The sequence below is a fragment of the Ruminococcus sp. D54t1_190329_F1 genome (genome assembly GCF_015551645.1).
In the GTDB taxonomy this organism is placed as follows: Bacteria; Bacillota; Clostridia; order Lachnospirales; family Lachnospiraceae; genus Blautia_A; species Blautia_A faecis.
The window spans coordinates 98,788-117,618 of the sequence record NZ_JADNDC010000003.1 but is presented as its reverse complement, the minus strand read 5'-3'; the positions used below and the strand labels follow the sequence as shown (position 1 = coordinate 117,618).

Below are 18,831 nucleotides of genomic sequence, written 5' to 3'. Positions count from 1 at the left end.
TAATTTCGGCAATTACTTAAGGAAAGAGTCTTGAAAAACCTTTGAAAATGCTATAAACTAATGCTGAATATGTGTATAGAAAAACGAGGGCGTTTCCACTGAAAATGGAGACACAGCTCCCGACGATTCATAAGATGGAGGAGATTATTATGGCAGAAAACAAAATTAAGACCATTGGTGTCCTTACCAGTGGCGGTGACGCTCCTGGAATGAACGCTGCAATCCGTGCAGTTGTAAGACGTGGACTTTCCAGCGGACTTAAAGTAAAAGGTATCCAGAAGGGCTATAACGGCCTTTTAAACGAAGAGATCATCGATATGACAGCAAGAGATGTATCCGACACCATCGAGCGTGGTGGTACAATTCTTTACACTGCAAGATGTGCCGAGTTCCGCACAGCGGAAGGACAGCAGCGTGGTGCAGAGATCTGCCGCAAGCACGGTATTGACGGACTTGTTGTAATCGGTGGAGACGGTTCCTTTGCCGGAGCACAGAAGCTTGCTAACCTTGGAATCAATACAATCGGAATTCCAGGAACCATCGACCTTGACATTGCATGTACAGAGTACACCATCGGTTTTGATACCGCTGTTAATACAGCTATGGAAGCAATTGACAAGGTTCGTGATACATCTACTTCCCATGAGAGATGCAGTATCATCGAGGTTATGGGACGTGGAGCCGGCTGGCTTGCACTGTGGTGTGGTATTGCCAACGGAGCCGAGGATGTTCTGATCCCTGAGAAGTATGACTATGATGAGCAGAAGCTGATCAATAACATTATTGAGAGCCGTAAGATGGGTAAGAAACACCACATCATCATCAATGCAGAGGGTATCGGCCATTCACAGGCTATGGCAACTCGTATCGAGGCTGCTACAGGAATCGAGACACGTGCTACTATCCTTGGTCACATGCAGCGTGGTGGAAGCCCAACATGTAAAGACCGTGTATATGCATCCATGATGGGTGCTATGGCAGTAGACCTTCTTCTGGAAGGCAAGAAGAGCCGTGTTGTTGGATACCGCCATGGTGATTTCGTTGATTTCGATATCAATGAAGCTCTTGCAATGGAGAAGAGCGTCACTCCATATATGTGGGAGGTTTGTGAGTCCCTTTCTCATAACTATAGGAAATAACAGTGATAATACGGTTCACTTGTCTCAGGGCATATTTCCGACTGGGTTTTACAGTATGTGATACACATTTTGCAGAAATCCTTTGAGCTATGTGCCGACGGCAGGTGAACCGTAATTATAAAAGAGTCATTGTTCCTGACATTCTGCAGCAGAATATTTTGCAAAAGATGCTGAGGGCAGTGGCATAAAGGAAGCTTATGTTCATTCAAAACCTGCAATATAAATTGCATAAACTGAATACGGCACAGATCATTACCCTCAGCTTTGCGGGGGTAATTTTTGTAGGAGGATTAATTCTGTGGCTGCCTTTCTGTACGGCAGCAGGCCAGACCACTTCGTTCTCCGATGCTATGTTTACAGCCACCACCTGCGTATGTGTAACCGGTCTTGTGACTGTGACCACAGCCACTCACTGGAGTCTGATTGGCAAACTGGTGATCCTTTTGCTCATACAGATTGGCGGAATTGGACTGATCGCACTTGCAAGCGTTATTTTTATTTCCCTGAATAAGAAGATCAGTCTGAAGAACCGCAGAATGATCCAGGAATCCTATAATCTGGAGCAGATGTCCGGTCTGGTAACAGTGGTGAGAAAAGTGGTTCTCTGTGTGTTTGCAGCAGAAGGAATCGGAGCCGTCGGCTATGCATTCTGCTTTGTACCAGAGTTTGGACTGGTGAAAGGTCTGGGACAGGCTGTTTTTACAGCGGTTTCAGCCTTTTGCAATGCAGGAATCGATCTTTTGGGAGAGAACAGTCTGGCAGACTATGTAACCAATCCTCTGGTGAATGTGACAACTATGGGATTAATTATTGCTTCTGGACTTGGCTTTAACGTATGGTGGGATCTTGGAGAAAGAATAAAGCTGGTTTTTCAGAAGAAGCTTTCTCCTGGCAGATTATTCCGGACCCTTCGTCTGCAGAGCAAGCTGGTTTTGACTACAACCGGGATTTTGCTCCTTGGTGGGACAATCTGTATTTTACTGTTTGAGTATAAGAACCCGGACACACTGGGAAGTCTGTCCTTTGGACAGAAGCTGATGGCAGCGGCATTTCAGTCTGTGACCACAAGAACTGCAGGGTTTTTTACAGTTGCTCAGGGGGCGCTGACCAGCGGAAGTGTAATGATCTGTCTGTTTCTTATGCTGGTTGGAGGTTCTCCTATGGGGACTGCCGGCGGAGTGAAGACGACTACACTTGCAGTGCTTGTGATGAGTATTATTGCCAACCTTCGGGGAAAAAAGGATGTAGAGGTTTATGGGAGAAAGATTCGCAGCAGTTATATCCGTTCTGCGCAGGTAGTTGTGGGAATGGCGGTTAGTGTGCTGCTTATTTCCGTGCTGGGGATTTTTGCAATTATGCCGGATGCACCTTTTGTGGATGTGCTGTATGAGCTTACTTCTGCAATTGGAACCGTAGGTCTTTCCAGAGGACTGACCGCGGTCCTGAATACACCGGCCAAATGGATCGTTATTTTTACCATGTATCTTGGAAGAATCGGTCCGCTGACACTGGGCGCGGCAGTTGTATCCCGTGCGCAGAAGCGAACTAAAGATGTACATCTGGCAGAAGAGAATATTATGATAGGATAGAAAATGGCGTCTGTGGACGACATTATCCCGCATGAAAGTCCGTTGCTTTCATAGCAGATTTTAAAGGAGATTAGAATGAGCGGAAAATCCTTTGCAGTCATTGGATTGGGGCAGTTTGGAATGACCCTGGCAAAAGAGCTTGCGAATGCAGATTATGATGTTTTGGCAATTGATGATAAAGATGAAAATATTCAGGAAATTGCAGATACTGTCACTTATGCAGTTCGTGCAGATGTGCGCGAGCCTGGAATTCTGAAATCCCTGGGTGTGCAGAATGTAGACGTTGCGATTATTGCGGTTGCAGAAAATATGGAAGCCAGTATTACAGCTACCATGCAGGTGAAGGACCTGGGCGTCCCGCTTGTTCTGGCGAAGGCAATGAATTCCCTTCATGGCCGGATCCTGGAGAAAATTGGTGCTGATCAGGTAATATATCCGGAGCGTTCCATGGGCATCCGCGTTGCCCGTAATTTTACAGCCAGTGGATTTGAGGATGTGTTTGAGCTTTCTACGGAGTTCAGTATGGCAGAATTCCGGATCCCGGATGAATGGGTGGGGAAAAGTCTTTCAGAGATCAGGCTCCGTGAGCAGCATCATATAAATCTGGTTGCAGTGAAGCATGGAGATTCTGTAAATGTAAACCTGAATCCTGCGGAGAAGCTGGAAGCGGGTTGTATTCTGGTTGCAGTAGGAAAGAACGAGGATTTGAATAAATTCCGAAAGCCGCTGTAACAGGGAGGATAATTTATGATAACCAGTGCAAATAATACACAGGTGAAAAATATCATACAGTTAAACCAGAAGGCCAAGGCCCGCAGGGAACAGGGGTTGTTTGTGGCTGAGGGACGGAAAATGTTCGGGGAAGCTCCAAAGGACTGGATTTCCAGGGTTTATGTGACAGAATCCCTGACAGCAGAGGAGTCCCTGATGAAGCAGGTCATGGAGCTTCCGGAAGAAAAAAGAGAAATCGTGGCAGATAATGTTTTCCGCCAGATGTGTGATACCAGGACTCCACAGGGAATTCTTACAGTTCTGAAGAAACCGGTGTGGACTGTGGAAGATATTTTAAAAGGAGATGCTCCTTTGGTAATGGTTCTTGAGGATCTTCAGGATCCGGGAAATGCAGGGACTATTTTCCGAACAGGTGAGGGTGCTGGTGTTTCCGGTGTTTTTCTTACGAAAACCTGCGTAGACATTACCAATCCAAAGGTCATCCGCTCAACAATGGGATCTGTTTACAGAATGCCTTTCCTATATGTGGAGGATGTGGTATCATTAAAAGCGGAACTGGAGCAAAAAGGTATCCGTACCTTTGCAGCCCACCTGAAAGGAAAAAATTCCTATGATCAGGAAGATTATCAGGGCGGCACAGCATTTCTTATTGGAAATGAAGGAAACGGGCTGACGGAAGAGGCAGCAGAAGCTGCCGATTGTCTCATCCGGATCCCCATGTGCGGCAAGGTGGAGTCCTTGAATGCAGCTATGGCTGCAGGAATTTTGATGTATGAGGCTGCAAGGCAGAGACGGTAGGGTTAGCTGATCTGGAATCTGTCTGCTGAAGTATATCTGATGACGTATGGCAGATTTTGACAATCGCTTATCTGAAAGGGGGAGTCTTATGGAACCAATTATCTGGCTGGGAGTCCTGGCTGTGCTTCTGGTTATTGAAGGGCTTACCACGGCACTTACCACCATCTGGTTTGCAGGAGGCGCACTTGCTGCCGCTATTGCAGCCGGCATTGGAATGGGAATCGTGCCGCAGCTTCTTCTGTTTTTCTGTGTTTCACTGGTGCTGCTGTTTTTTACAAGACCGGCAGCTCTGAAGCTTATGAGAAAAGACACAGAGAAAACAAATGTGGAAGGTCTTCTTGGAAAAAAGGCTGTCGTGATCCAGAAGATCAATAATCTGGCCCAGACAGGTCAGGTCCGCATCAATGACATTGAATGGATGGCCCGGACATCCGATGACAGCGTAACAATTCCGGTTGATACTGTAGTAATCATAAAAGCAGTCCACGGTGTTAAATTGATCGTGGAGCCAAAGGAGGCGTAATATGGGAAGTATCTTATTTTTGCTGATTGTCATCATTCTGGTGCTGTGGATCCTGGCATCCTGCATCCGCATCGTACCCCAGGCATATGCGATCGTACTTGAGCGCTTAGGTGCTTATCAGGCAACATGGGGAACCGGCGTACACTTCAAACTTCCATTTGTAGAGCGTGTGGCAAGAAAAGTCAATCTGAAAGAGCAGGTTGTAGATTTTCCACCACAGCCGGTTATCACAAAAGATAACGTAACCATGCAGATTGATACTGTTGTATTTTTCCAGATCACAGACCCGAAGCTGTACGCATACGGCGTTGAGAATCCGATCATGGCCATCGAGAATCTTTCCGCGACTACATTGCGTAACATTATCGGTGATATGGAACTGGATGAAACCCTGACCTCCCGTGAGGTGATCAATACCAAGATGCGTGCTTCCCTTGACGTGGCAACTGATCCATGGGGAATCAAGGTAAACCGTGTAGAGCTTAAAAATATCATTCCTCCGGCTGCTATTCAGGAAGCCATGGAGAAACAGATGAAAGCAGAGCGTGAGAGACGTGAGGCAATCCTGATCGCAGAAGGTGAGAAGAAATCCACCATCCTTGTTGCAGAGGGTAAAAAAGAATCTGCAATTCTTGATGCCGAAGCTGAGAAACAGGCTGCTATCCTTCGCGCGGAAGCGCAGAAAGAGCGCATGATCAAAGAGGCGGAAGGTCAGGCAGAGGCAGTTCTGAAGGTTCAGAAGGCGAATGCAGAAGGTCTTCGTATGATCAAGGAGGCAGGTGCTGACAATGCAGTTCTTACCCTGAAGAGCTTCGAAGCTCTTGCGAAAGTGGCAGACGGCAAATCTACCAAGATTATTATCCCGTCAGAGCTCCAGAATCTGGCAGGACTGGCAGCTTCTTTGAAGGAAGTTGTTGTGGATGAAAAGGATAAAAAAGAAGAGTAACATTCTTGAAACAAGAAATTAATGAGATGAAAGCCGACGATGGTAGTCTGAAAAGTGAAAAATTGAAAGACTTGTACGACAGTTTACTGTAAAGCATGGCAGAAAGAAAAATGGTGCCAGGCACTATACCTGGCACCAGAGGAGGATTATTATGAACTTAAAAGGCAGAAATTTTTTGACACTGAAAGACTTTACACCAGAGGAAATTCTGTATCTTCTTGATTTATCCGCTGAGTTAAAGGCAAAGAAAAAAGCCGGTGAGCTTACCGAGTATTACAAGGGCAAAAATATTGCCCTGATCTTTGAGAAAACCAGTACCAGAACACGTTGTTCCTTCGAGGTGGCAGCCCATGATCTGGGAATGGGAAGCACCTATCTGGATCCAACTGGCTCCCAGATCGGCAAGAAAGAGAGCATTGCAGATACTGCAAGAGTTCTTGGAAGAATGTATGATGGTATCGAGTACCGTGGATTTGGTCAGGAAATTGTAGAAGATCTTGCAAAATATGCAGGAGTTCCGGTTTGGAACGGTCTGACAAACGAATATCATCCAACACAGATGTTAGCAGATATGCTTACCATCCGTGAGCATTTCGGATATCTGAAAGGAATCAAGCTGGTTTACATGGGCGATGCCCGTTACAACATGGGTAACTCCCTAATGGTAGCCTGCTCCAAGCTTGGTATGCATTTCGTAGCCTGCACAAGTAAGAAATATTTCCCAAATGAGGAGCTGGTTGCTCAGTGCAAAGAGTACGCTGCAGAGTCCGGCGCAACCATTACTCTTACAGAGGATGTAGAGGCTGGAACGAAGGACGCAGACGTTATTTACACAGATGTATGGGTATCCATGGGTGAGCCGGATGCAGTATGGGAAGAGAGAATCCATGATCTGACACCATACAAGGTAACCTCTGCAGTTATGAAGAATGCAGGGGAGAAAGCAATTTTCCTTCACTGTCTGCCGGCATTCCATGATCTTAAGACAAAGATTGGCAAAGAGATGGGCGAGCGCTTCAATCTGACAGATATGGAAGTAACAGACGAAGTATTCGAGTCTCCGGCTTCTAAGGTATTTGATGAGGCTGAGAACCGTATGCATACCATTAAAGCGGTTATGGTTGCTACACTGGGAGAGCCTGAGAATAAATAATTCGGCTTCCAGATAACAATGAATTAATGAATTCCGATTGTTTCTACGTTCTTATGTACTACTTTTTATCCTCTGGATAAGATGTATCATTTATTCAAAGAACCTGGACGATTGGGAGTTATAGAAAGGGTATCTGAAATGATTTCCGAAAAAGAATCATATGAAGAAATTGGCACGGGCAGTATCTATAACGAAACCACAATTGCAGATCAGATACATACAAAATGGGCGGGCAAAACCGTCCATTTTGCAAGAGAAACAGATTCTACCAATTTGTGGATCAAGCGTCTGGCGAAGGAAGGCGCATCAGAGGGAACTCTTGCACTGGCAGAATTTCAGTCAGCAGGAAGAGGAAGACTTGGCAGATCCTGGGAGGTACCAGAGGGTACGTCGGTTATGATGAGCATTCTTCTCAGACCGAAATTTGAACCTCAGTATGCACCAACCCTTACCCTTGTAATGGGTATGGCTGTGGCGAAAGCAGTGAAGAATCTTGGATTTGACGTAAGTATCAAATGGCCCAATGATGTGGTAGTTTCCCACAAAAAAATATGCGGAATCCTTACCGAAATGGGGGTTCGCGATGGAAAAATTGACTATGCAGTCATCGGAGTGGGAATTAATGTAAATATCAGAGAGTTTCCGGAGGAGATGGCAGACAAGGCTACATCCCTTTATCTGGAGAGCGGCAAGGAATTTGACAGAAGCCAGATTCCCGGGCTTGTGATGGAAGCTTTTGAGGAATACTATGAAAAATTTGCAGCGACCTGTGACCTCAGTGGGCTGAAAGAGGAATATGAAAGTATTCTTGCTAATTACAATCAGCCGGTGCGTGTGCTGGCGAAAGAGCCGTACGAGGGCGTGGCCAGAGGGATTACAGATGGCGGAGAGCTGTTGGTAGAGAAAACTGATGGAACGATTGTAGCTGTCAGCGCCGGTGAGGTTTCGGTTCGCGGGCTGTATAGCTATGTGTAAGGCTATTGTTTAGGCACATTTTCGCAAATGATATTCCCCACTGATTGCGATAATCCTACAGTGAATGGGGCATATCACTTGCGAAAATGTTGTTGACACAGATGAAAACAGAAAGGTGGGACTTAATTGTATCAGGAGAATGTAGTGCTTTGCGGCGCAAGCGCCTATGAACAGAAATATTACTTTAATAAAGACTTTGATTCTCTGCCTGATCATGTGAAGAAGGAACTGCAGATCATGTGTGTTCTTTTCACAGAAGAGATTGGAGGAATTTTCACACTGGAATTTGATGATCACGGAAACCTGCAGTTTAAAACAGAGGCTACGGAAGCTGATGGATTTTATGATGATATTGGCGGTGCACTGAAGATTAAAAAGCTGCGTGTGGAGAAAGAGGAGCTTCTGGAATCTCTGGAAATGTATTATCGTGTGTTCTTCCTTGGGGAAGATGTGGATAAAGAGAAGACAGAAGAGTAAGCTGTGTGGATAAACTGATAAACAGGGAAAATAGCAGCTCATCAGATGTGACATTTGAGTTCACGAAGCGAGTAATTGTTGAAAGGATTGAATAGTTACACATCAAATATGAAAGTAATTAAGGTGATATGAGTAGTAATTTAGATTCTAAGTTGAGATATGAGCTTCCAAAGGAGATGAAGTGGAAAATCGGAACTGTGGAGATCCCTAACCGGTTCGTCCTGGCACCAATGGCGGGCGTTACCGACCTGGCTTTTCGCAGGCTTTGCAAGGAGCAGGGCGCTGGGCTTCTCTGCATGGAGATGATCAGTGCCAAGGCTATTTCCTATAAGAACAAAAATACCAGGGCGCTGATGGAAATCGACCCGGTGGAGCATCCTATTTCCATGCAGCTCTTTGGAAGTGAGCCAGAGCTGATGACGGAGGTGGCGAAGGAAATCGAGGAGGAGCCTTTTGACATTCTGGATATCAATATGGGATGCCCAGTGCCGAAGGTGGTAAATAACGGTGAAGGTTCAGCTCTTTTGAAAAATCCGGATCTGATTGTGAAGATTGTGAAAAGCATTTCTTCTGCCATTCAGAAGCCATTGACAGTGAAAGTTCGTATCGGTTTTGAGAATGAGCCGGTGGATATTGTGGAGATTGCAAAGCGCGTGGAGGATGCCGGGGCAGCAGCTATTGCAGTTCATGGACGGACACGGCAGCAGTATTATTCCGGGATAGCAGACTGGGAGACCATTGCCAAGGTTAAAGAAGCAGTTTCCATTCCGGTGATTGGAAATGGGGATGTGGATTCGCCGAAAAAGGCGGAGAAACTTTTTCGGCAGACCGGATGTGATGCGGTGATGATCGGGCGTGCTGTGGAAGGAAATCCATGGATATTTCGGGAGATGAATCACTATTTTGCAACAGGGGAAGAGCTGGCAAGACCTTCTCTGGCAGAGGTGAAAGCGATGATTCTGAAGCATGCACGGGCTCAGATTGAAATGAAGGGTGAATTCATCGGGATCCGGGAGATGCGCAAGCATGTAGCATGGTATACAGCAGGGATGCCCCACAGTGCAGGGCTTCGCAGGGAGTCCAATAATATTGAGAGTTATGCGGATCTGGAGAAGCTGCTGGAGAGATTATAATTATGTTCAGTGGATCCGATTCTGCAAAAAATCATTTCAAATGTAGTGTTGACCAGATGAGTGGAAAACCGCTGTATGGTGATAAAAAGATAATAATCAGACGTATGAGAGTCAGGAGGTTTGGGCTGGGAAGGCTGGAACTTGCTGACTTTTTCTATGGTTGAAAGGGAAAGATTATGGATAAATTACTGAGATATAACGGTGTGCAGGAAGCACTAAAATTTCTGCGCGAAGATGATGAAAGAACTTTGCAGGAGCACCTGGAAATGTGCCAGATTCCTGCGCCTTCCTATGAAGAAGGGGAGAAAGCGGAATATGTCCGAAAGAAGATGGTGGATGCCGGTCTTTCAGAGGTGCACGTTGATGAGGTGGGAAATGTGCTGGGAACCTGGAAAGGGACTGGGAATGGACCGCGAATTATGGTTGCGGGACATACAGACACTGTTTTCCCAAGGGAGACAGACCTTACTTTGAAGAAAGAAGGCGAACGCTACAGCTGTCCGGGAATCGGAGACGATACCAGGGCGGTAGCGGAGCTTCTCAGTCTTGCAAGAGCAATGAATGCTACAGGCATTCGCGGCGAGGGAGATATTGTGTTCTGTGCAAATGTGTGCGAAGAGGGACTTGGTGATCTGAGGGGAATTAAGCATGTATTTAAGGATATGGCAGACACAGAAGGGCGCTACGACGGTTTCGTTTCCATTGATGATAAAAAAACCTCTGGAATCATTTACCAGGCAGTAGGCAGCGAGCGCTATCTGGTAACTTTCCACGGAACCGGCGGACACAGCTTCACCGGCTTCGGAATTCCCAACCCGATTCACGCAATGGGAAGGGCGATTGCGAAAATCAGCGATTTCCAGACACCAAAGAATCCGAAAACTACTTTCAGTGTAGGCGTAGTAAACGGCGGCACGTCTGTAAATGTAATCGCGGCAGAGTGTTCTATGCTGGTGGATCTGCGCTCTGTGGATGCAGGGGAACTTGAGAAATTATCCGCAAAACTCCACCAGGCAATAGAAGAAGCCGTGAATGAGGAAAACGCCCGCTGGGGATATGGAACTTTAAGTTCTGAGAGTACAGGAATCCTTGACGACAATAATATGACAGCGAAAAGCAGTGTGGGAGATACAGCTGGCGCAGTGCCAGTGAATGCTGATAATGGAGACAGGGAAACCTCAGCAGAAGATGACCGCATTACAGTCACCTTCGAACAAAAGGGCAGGCGCCCTGCTGGTACCCAGGAAAAATCCTGCCAGATTGTCCAGGCTGCAAATGCTGCAAATCAGGCCATTGGCATGGAAACCCTGTACATCGGTGCCGCCAGCACAGACGCCAACATCCCCATCAGTCTTGGAATCCCTGCCATCACCGTGGGCTGGGGAGGAAAAGGCGGTGGAGAGCATACCATCCACGAATGGTACGAACCTGCAGAATCCTGGAAAGGACCACAGCGTGACTTGCTGTTGCTGTTGGCGTTATCGGGCTATGAAAATATACGAGAGTATCAGCTTCCACGCATAAATCCGAAAGGAAAATAAAAAAACATCCCCCGGAAAGAATAGTCCCAATAAACGGACATTTCCCTTCCGGGGGATGTTGTATTAACTGAATTAGTTCTGATGTTTTTTTCGAAGAATTACATAAACCAGAATCAAAGTAAACAGCACAAACAAAATGGAGCAGGACAGTACATAATTCAATGCTGCGCCCATAATTCCCCACTGCTGCACCAGAATCCGGGCAGCTGCGATGGTAATAATTGCGGTTATGGAATAAACTGGAAGCAGGCATTTTCCCCAGCGGATAGCGATAAGGATATTGTAGATCATGTAGACTTCCGCGCTGATTCCTCCGCCGATAAGCAGAACTACGAAATGCAGCTTATATGGGGAAAGATCCACGCCGTAAATAATCTCCAGCAATGTTCGACCGATGAGATGCCCTCCAGCCACAACAGCTACACAGCAGACCAGGATGATGCCAATGATCCGCAGTATGTACAGTGTGAACTTTTTCACATTATTTTCCCACCATAATTCTGCGATGGTGGTGATGGTAGGCTTAAACACGAACTCGCACATCAGCGAAATCACAAAAGAAGGCATAAACAGAATGCTATAGTAAGTCTGATATTCATCTGTCATAACGCCAGCCATTGCGTATTTTGGAATGTTGTAGAGCAGCAGGGAAAGAAAAGTACCGATAAACATAGGGGTACAGGTTCGAAGTAACTCCCACACATGAGACATCTGAAGCTTGCGTCCATCCTCTTCATGACCAACGTATTTTCTGGTCATCTGTGAGTTAATGATAAGACACAGAATAAGGGAGGTTGTAGAAGTAGCAACACAGGTGCAGTACAGGTTCTTAGTGATAATAAGCATAGCGGTGAAAAAAACTGCGGAATACAGATTTCTCGCCGCCAGCATTTTTCCCATCTGCTCAACATGGTACTTTTGCTGAAGATTTCCGTGGAAAACATCCTCCACCGCATCAATCATCTTCATCATAATAATAAAAGTGCTGATGATAATATATTCGCCTTTGAAGCTGAAGGAACTGTAAATAATTCCAAACAGCATCATCAGTGCACAGGTGATAATGCGGGAAACCTTATACTCGGAAAAAATATATTTGTGCTCCAGATCCGTGGCCTGATAGGTGCGGACACCATAGCGTCCCACCTGCAGAAGCAGCTGTGCAGTAGCGTAGCTTAAGGAATAAAACCCTGCCAGCTGTGCGCCACACACACGAGTTACCACCAGGAGATACAAAAAGGAGGAGCCTGAGTAACAGGTACTTCCGATCATATTCCATAAAAAGGCTTTTTTTACATTTTTTTCTTTATTCATTTGCTAAAAATCTCCATTTATTGGTAATCGCTGCTTAATCCTCAGATGTCATCTGGCGCAGCTGTTCCATAGAGTGCTCACGGAAGCGGGCAATCTGCTCATTTGCATAAGTGAAATCAATTTCTTCAGTAAGCTTTTCGTAAGAAACATCATCCATAGTTCTGTCAGTAAGCTTCACCAGATTAAGAAGCTGCTGAACGCGGCGGTTCATGTGGTGACCGTTTACCTTGGCGAAGAATTTGCGGTTAAAAATAAGGGCAAAAACAACACCATGGAAAGAATCAGAAACTACATATTCTGCATTTTTGAAAAGTCCCATCCACTCTGCAGGACCAACTGTAATCTTGCAATCACATTTCAGAAGACCAACTAATGGGAAAGGAATGTATACAATACGGTAGCCTGTTTTATTGTGGAGCCGGCGGGCGAAGTCTACGATTTCTTTGTTAATTCCCAGCTGGTAAACCAGAATGTATTTTTCTTTATATTTTGGCTCAACCAGAAGCTTATCCCACTCTTCCGCAGTGAGAAGAAGGGTAGGATCACAGACCACTTCAGGACGCTTCTCTGTGAGATTCTCTACAATGTCAGCGCCATAGTCTTCACGAACCAGAATTTCATCAAAATCGGAAAGCAGTTCTTTATATTTCTGCTGGTATTCTTCCGGCGGAAGATTTTCACCGATACTTGCAGCATAGCTGCATTTCTTTTTCCCCTCTTTTACAAAATCAAGGAAATAGGTGGTATCAAAATTGGTAAGCTTGTAATCCCAGATCTGGTCGCTTCCAGCAATATAAATATCGTATTTGCCAGCTACCGGCTGCATTTTACCCTGAGTGACAGGCTGGCTGTAGCGCATGTGTCTGCGGAATCTGTTGCATTTGAAACGGCGGGGAATGTAGCAGATATGGCCGATTGTCCCGTAAATATAGTTAAAAAGTCCTTTCTTTTTCAGGTTTACAAGGCGGAAAGGATTGCTGATATAGTCGCAGCGGTAATCAATAATTTCCGGCTGGGTGCCGATTTCCTGCAGCTTTTTCTGAAGCGCGTAGCTCTGTAGGATGGCACCGTAATTGTCGTAGTTATGGAAGGTAATCACACCTACTCGTTTTTTCTGCATAAAGTCCTCCTGGCTAATATAAGGTAGATATAATATAACACATAAACGAGAAAATAAACAGTTTTTGCAGGTGGATTTATCAATTAATTCCAAAGTGTTTATGGAAGTTAAAGTTGAAATTGTTAAGGAGTACGCTATAATAGAGATAATGAAATTTACCTGAGAAAGTGGAGGCGAAAAGATGGCGGGATATTTAATCGCAGAAACTACCCGTGAGGAGCGGGAGAAGATTGTTGCAGAATCCCTTGGAAATATTGAGGCGAACTGCGACGGTTGTATGGCAGGGCTGGCTGAGATGTATCAGGAATACATTGATGGGAAGAAAGAGCTTCGCCAGATCAATATGGAATTTAACGCAAGATACGTAAAAAGCGAGGACATGCCGGTGAGAAGCCGGTGCCCGGAGTCCTTTTGCTAATAGAAATCAAAGAGGGCACCAAACTGAAATATGAATTGAGGCAGTACGAAGTAACAGAATAAAGAAGCAGTAAGAGCAGAAGTTTTCAGTACATGTAACGAAAACTTCTGCCTTTTTTTAACCAAATGTTAATAGTTCTTTTTTTATTCTGGTGTTATTATGTAAAAAAGTCGTATTATAATTAATAAGGAAATAAAAGGCTATTGCTAATTACGTCTGCAATAAATACGTTCTAGAATTATTTTAGTTATGGAGAAAAGTATATGGAAAAAAACGTATTAAAGGTTCGCATGCTTGGAACCTTTTCGTTGGAATATAAGGGAAAAGAACTGGTACTGGATCGAAATAAAGCATCGAAGACTACACAGCTTTTTCAGCTGCTTATGTTTCATACCGAAGACGGCGGAATTTCCAAAGCTGCTATGATAGATGCCCTTTATGGAAGAGTTGAGGTGGAGAATAAGAACGGAAGCCTGAACAACACCATTTTCAGACTTCGTAAACAGCTGAAGGATATTGGACTTCCAGATAGCAAATACATAAATATCCAGTCCGGAATGTGCTGTTGGGACGGAAATATTGAAGTTCAGGTTGATGTAAATGAGTTCCGGAAACTGATAGAGAAAGAAAAAAAGGAGAAACGGGAAGAGGACAAGCTCCATCTCTGGATGCAGGCCTGGAAAATTTATAAAGGTGAATTTCTCCCGGATATGATCGGGGAGCAATGGGTCGCTGTGGAGAATGTCCGGTGCAGAGATGAGTACTTCCGTGTTACAGAGGAGCTGTGCCGCTGGCTGAAGGGGCATGAACGGTATGAAGATCTGCATAAAGTGGCGCACAGAGCCGCCGAAATTTATCCCTTTGACGAGTGGCAGGTCTGGGAAATCGACAGCCTGATCGGAATGTCACGATATAAGGAAGGCCTTGAAGTTTACCAAAACACCGAAAAGCTTTTATTCGATGAAATGGGAGTGGCCCCTTCGGAGAGATTGTTAAAGCGTTTCAAGCTGATGGGAGAACGGACTTCACAGGCAGCAGGTGCCCTTAGCGATATCAAGGAAAGACTTCGGGAAAAGGAGGCTGCAGTAGGAGCATATTTCTGTCCGTTTCCCAGCTTTGTTGACATCTATCATGTATTCAGCCGTATGGTGGAGCGCTCTGGTTTATCCGTGTTTGTTATGCTTTGCACACTGGACTATAAGGCGGATCATGTTTCGGAGGAGAAGGAACGTGAAAAGTCCGAACTTCTCAGACAGGCCATCCAGTCATCCATACGAAAAGGTGATTTTTACACCAGATACAATGTCCGGCAGTATATTGTCATGCTGATCGAAATCAGCCAGGAGAACTGCCCCATCGTTTCCAAACGAATTGCAAAAAAATTCAATAAGCTCTCTGGCGATAAGAAATTCACTCAGGTTGATTTCTATGTGGCATCCATTGGAGAGATGTGTGAAATGGAGGGATAAATTATGGTCTACGATGTGATTTGTGATGAGTATGAACTCATTTGATCCTGATTTATGGAAAAGACTTGAAAAATGCTAAAAATGCCATAGGAAATCGCTCGTTTTTGCAACTCTTTCGGAAAATGAAAGAGTTGGAGAAAGAGGCAAAGTGATAGAATATATTTAAAAATCATATACTATCTATCATGCAACCGAAAATAATTCCCGATTCGGTTAAAATAAATCTACATATCCAAAGAAAGGAATGAGACATTATGAAAAAGAATGGGTATTTAAGAAGATTTCTGGCACTGTTTCTCGCTCTTGTGATGATCATGGCTGATTCATCTGTGACGACGTTTGCGGCGACGGTGGGAAGGGTGAAGCAGAAGAGTGCGGCCGCGGAAAGCAGCAGTCAGTGCAATGTTCAAATCAATGTTGCAGAAGAACTTGACGTGGAACAATTTTTGAATGATTACAAATATATAATGCTTGGAACGGAGACTCCCGACAAGTGGCCAGGGATTGGGGCAACATCATCAATTGAAAAAATAAGTACAACAGAAAATGTTGTACTGAATGATGTTGCAGAAGGTACAGAGAAGAAAATTTATTTTGTGCAAGGAAAAGAGAGCTGGCAGTGGGGAGCCTATAAAACTACTGGCGATACTTTTCAACAGGGTGAAAATAAATTTAAAATTTCTGTAAGTGAAACTGCAAGTGGTTTGACTGTAAATATAAATAAGGTAGAATTTATTTCTCGCAATGTTCAGATAGTAGCTGATGCAGATCTTGACTTTGCAGCATTTACAAATCAGTATAAGTATGTGATGCTTGGAAAGACCACTTCTTCTGGAGTTGAGGCGGTTTCTACTATTGAACAAATCGATAGCAACACAACAGACGTAGAGTTAAAAGTTGATAAAGATGAAAATGCAGATGATTTAAAACTGTATTTTATAAGGGATACTTATAATTTAAATAGTAATTTGACCAATGATTCAAAATTTAAACAAGGTAATGTAAATTATAAAATAGCAGTAACAACAGATAATAATAATTTCAACGTAAATATCGAAAAAGTGGTATTTCAGCCAGGACCTACAGTTGATTATAAATCCGTTTTAGGAAATTCATTACATTTTGGTATTGTGGCTAATGATTTTACTTGTAATGGAGATCTGGAAGCAAACCTTGCAGTAGGTACTTTGCATGGTTCTGGAAATATGAAGAGTAGTAAAAATTATGGCGGTAATGGAACTACTTTAATTGGTGCATATGTTGATTATGGTTGGTATATTTTTAAGAACTCTGAAGGTGGTCAGGGTGATTTAATCCTTTATACAACACCAGACGCTGCTAACAGATTTGGAAATGATATATGGAGTAAAGGTTTAGTAATTGATACAGAAACATATAGACAAGAGGAAATTCAGAATATTGTTAGAAGTATGGTTGATGAGTCAAGAATGACTAGTAATAAACTAGCTTCTGATGCTCATACAAAAGGTTTAAAATATTCATCTGTTGCTGATGAAAATGGTGTGATTGATTTAACAACCTCTCCAGCTGGAACTTATTATATTGATTTTGAGATAGGAGAATATGCAAATTCTAATTTAAATCTTAAAATTACTGGAGATCAAAATATTGTATTAAACATACCAGACGAAACAGCCACATTGAAAACTTATCAACTTAATATCGATGGGAAGAATTGTAATATTGGTGGATACGCAAATGGTGGAATTGGTGAAAAGGCTTGCGAAAATATTATCTTCAATTTAAACAATGCAAGTTCTGTTATTTCTGAAACAATACATGGTGTAGTATTAGTACCAAATGGTTCTTTTGAAAATAAAGCTGTAGGTGCAGGTTGGATTGTTGCAGATTCTGTAACAAGTGGCGGTACAGAATGGCATTGTCTTTCAAGAGATATTCCTGTTGTGACTTCTTATGCAATAAAAGCTAAGAAGACTGTAAATGGCAAAGCCCCATCCGGTAACGAAGCAGGAAAATTTACATTTAAGTTGTATAAGATTGATGACAAGGGAAATGAAACGCTTGTTGATACAAAATCCAATGGAGATGGTGGACTCGTTTCATTTGATACATTTGGAAATATTACAGAGGCTGGAACTTATTGGTATAAGATAACAGAAGAGGGAACTGTTGCGGGTTATACTATTGATACAACTGTTTACTATGCAGAAGTTGTGGTAAATGCAACTCCTTCAAATGGAGTAATTATTAGCAAGAATGCAAAAGTTACTTATCATAAAGGGACTAAGACTGGAGATACAGCGACAGTTGCGACCTTTAATAATATTAAAAAAGAAGATGAAACATCTGCAAACATTAAGGTTAAGAAAACATTTACTAATGGTGCAGCAGATAAGAAGTTTAACTTTGTATTAACTCCAATTAACAATGCACCAATGCCAGAAGGTGCTGTAAATGGAAAGAAAACAATTAGTGTTGCTCAAAATGATGGTGTGAAGAATTTTGGAGAAATCAAATATACGACAGCAGGAACTTATAGATATGAGGTTGTTGAAGATTCTTCAGAGCAGGCAGCAGGAATTACATATGATAATCATAGATGGACTGTGACTGTAGCTGTGCCAGCTGACTTTAGTACACCTACAGTAACTTATAGTAGGGAGGATGGTATAACTAGTACTATAGGTGCTGAATTTACAAATAGTGAAGAAAACAAGGAAACGGAAATAACCTTGGAAGGAACCAAGAGCCTGAGCGGAAGAAATCTAAAGGCAGGAGAGTTCAAATTCGAGGTAAAAGACGAAGTCGGAACCGTAGTGGCAACCGGAACGAACGATGCAGCCGGAAAGATCGCATTCAGCAGGATCGGATACAAACTGTCCGACCTGAAGAAAGGGGACGGAAGCTATGCATCTGAGAAGACTTACAGTTATAAGGTAAGTGAGGTAAAGGGAAACGCCGGAGACGGAATCACTTATGATGACAAAGAGTATACTGTAAAGGTAAAAGTAAGCTATGACCAGGCAAGCGGAACGATGAAAGCGGAGTTGGCAGACAAGGACCAGAAACTTGCATTTGCAAACAGCTATGACACCGAGACTGGAATTGACCTGGAAGGAACCAAGAGCCTGGAAGGAAGAACGCTGAAGGACAAGGAGTTCAAATTCGAGGTAAAAGACGAAGTCGGAACCGTAGTGGCAACCGGAACGAACGATGCAGCCGGAAAGATCGCGTTCAGCAGGATCGGATACAAACTGTCCGACCTGAAGAAAGGGGACGGAAGCTATGCATCTGAGAAGACTTACAGTTATAAGGTAAGTGAGGTAAAGGGAAACGCCGGAGACGGAATCACTTATGATGACAAAGAGTATACTGTAAAGGTAAAAGTAAGCTATGACCAGGCAAACGGAACGATGAAAGCGGAGCTGGCAGACAAGGACCAGAAACTTGCATTTGCAAACAGCTATGACACCGAGACTGGAATTGACCTGGAAGGAACCAAGAGCCTGGAAGGAAGAACCC

General features: G+C 43.9%; 16 protein-coding genes. 14 read left to right on the top strand and 2 right to left on the bottom strand.

Going from position 1 to position 18,831, the window contains the following annotated elements; translation table 11 throughout:
* The first annotated feature begins 149 nt into the window (after positions 1–149).
* From pfkA to I2D69_RS02080, 11 genes are all read left to right on the top strand, one after another.
* Complete coding sequence (gene pfkA, locus I2D69_RS02130) at positions 150–1,139, top strand: 6-phosphofructokinase (RefSeq protein ID WP_173718340.1); 990 nt, start codon at positions 150–152, stop codon at positions 1,137–1,139.
* A 197-nt stretch (positions 1,140–1,336) separates the two neighbouring features.
* On the top strand, positions 1,337–2,728 hold the full coding sequence (locus tag I2D69_RS02125; protein WP_173718341.1) for a potassium transporter TrkG: 1,392 nt from the start codon (positions 1,337–1,339) through the stop codon (positions 2,726–2,728).
* Between the two features lie 75 nt (positions 2,729–2,803).
* Positions 2,804–3,460: a TrkA family potassium uptake protein gene (locus I2D69_RS02120; RefSeq protein ID WP_148463321.1), complete on the top strand. Its 657-nt coding sequence runs from the start codon at positions 2,804–2,806 to the stop codon at positions 3,458–3,460.
* 15 nt (positions 3,461–3,475) lie between these two features.
* Entirely contained in the window at positions 3,476–4,258 is a 783-nt protein-coding gene (locus I2D69_RS02115) for an RNA methyltransferase (protein ID WP_173774042.1), read from the top strand.
* An 88-nt stretch (positions 4,259–4,346) separates the two neighbouring features.
* Positions 4,347–4,781, top strand: coding sequence for an NfeD family protein (locus I2D69_RS02110; RefSeq protein WP_173717395.1), 435 nt, complete (start codon positions 4,347–4,349; stop codon positions 4,779–4,781).
* 1 nt (position 4,782) lies between these two features.
* Positions 4,783–5,727, top strand: coding sequence for a stomatin-like protein (locus I2D69_RS02105; RefSeq protein ID WP_195379314.1), 945 nt, complete (start codon positions 4,783–4,785; stop codon positions 5,725–5,727).
* Between the two features lie 151 nt (positions 5,728–5,878).
* The gene (gene argF / locus I2D69_RS02100) at positions 5,879–6,880 is read left to right on the top strand and encodes an ornithine carbamoyltransferase (protein WP_173717397.1); all 1,002 of its coding nucleotides are present in this window, start codon (positions 5,879–5,881) and stop codon (positions 6,878–6,880) included.
* Positions 6,881–7,018: 138 nt separating this feature from the next.
* On the top strand, positions 7,019–7,855 hold the full coding sequence (locus tag I2D69_RS02095; RefSeq protein WP_173736409.1) for a biotin--[acetyl-CoA-carboxylase] ligase: 837 nt from the start codon (positions 7,019–7,021) through the stop codon (positions 7,853–7,855).
* A 126-nt stretch (positions 7,856–7,981) separates the two neighbouring features.
* Positions 7,982–8,332: a DUF6145 family protein gene (locus I2D69_RS02090; protein WP_118583962.1), complete on the top strand. Its 351-nt coding sequence runs from the start codon at positions 7,982–7,984 to the stop codon at positions 8,330–8,332.
* A 176-nt stretch (positions 8,333–8,508) separates the two neighbouring features.
* Positions 8,509–9,465 (top strand): tRNA dihydrouridine synthase DusB, encoded by a 957-nt coding sequence (gene dusB / locus I2D69_RS02085; RefSeq protein WP_173774043.1) that lies wholly within the window; start codon positions 8,509–8,511, stop codon positions 9,463–9,465.
* Positions 9,466–9,641: 176 nt separating this feature from the next.
* A complete protein-coding gene (locus tag I2D69_RS02080) occupies positions 9,642–11,006 on the top strand; it encodes a M20/M25/M40 family metallo-hydrolase (protein ID WP_173717400.1) in 1,365 nt (454 codons plus the stop codon).
* 72 nt (positions 11,007–11,078) lie between these two features.
* On the opposite strand, the gene I2D69_RS02075 is transcribed toward I2D69_RS02080, so the two are convergent.
* Positions 11,079–12,320 carry a hypothetical protein gene (locus tag I2D69_RS02075; RefSeq protein WP_118583966.1) on the bottom strand — a complete coding sequence of 414 codons (1,242 nt, stop codon included), beginning with the start codon at positions 12,318–12,320 and terminating at the stop codon, positions 11,079–11,081.
* Positions 12,321–12,354: 34 nt separating this feature from the next.
* Positions 12,355–13,440: a polysaccharide pyruvyl transferase family protein gene (locus I2D69_RS02070; protein ID WP_148463328.1), complete on the bottom strand. Its 1,086-nt coding sequence runs from the start codon at positions 13,438–13,440 to the stop codon at positions 12,355–12,357.
* A 181-nt stretch (positions 13,441–13,621) separates the two neighbouring features.
* Between I2D69_RS02070 and I2D69_RS02065 the strand changes: the two genes are divergently transcribed.
* The 3 genes from I2D69_RS02065 to I2D69_RS02055 form a co-directional block, all read left to right on the top strand.
* A complete protein-coding gene (locus tag I2D69_RS02065) occupies positions 13,622–13,858 on the top strand; it encodes a purine biosynthesis protein PurH (protein WP_118583972.1) in 237 nt (78 codons plus the stop codon).
* 263 nt (positions 13,859–14,121) lie between these two features.
* The gene (locus I2D69_RS02060; RefSeq protein ID WP_173717401.1) at positions 14,122–15,327 is read left to right on the top strand and encodes a bacterial transcriptional activator domain-containing protein; all 1,206 of its coding nucleotides are present in this window, start codon (positions 14,122–14,124) and stop codon (positions 15,325–15,327) included.
* Between the two features lie 254 nt (positions 15,328–15,581).
* Positions 15,582–18,831 (top strand): FctA domain-containing protein (locus I2D69_RS02055; protein WP_202020679.1); only part of this gene is annotated, 3,250 nt, incomplete at its 3' end.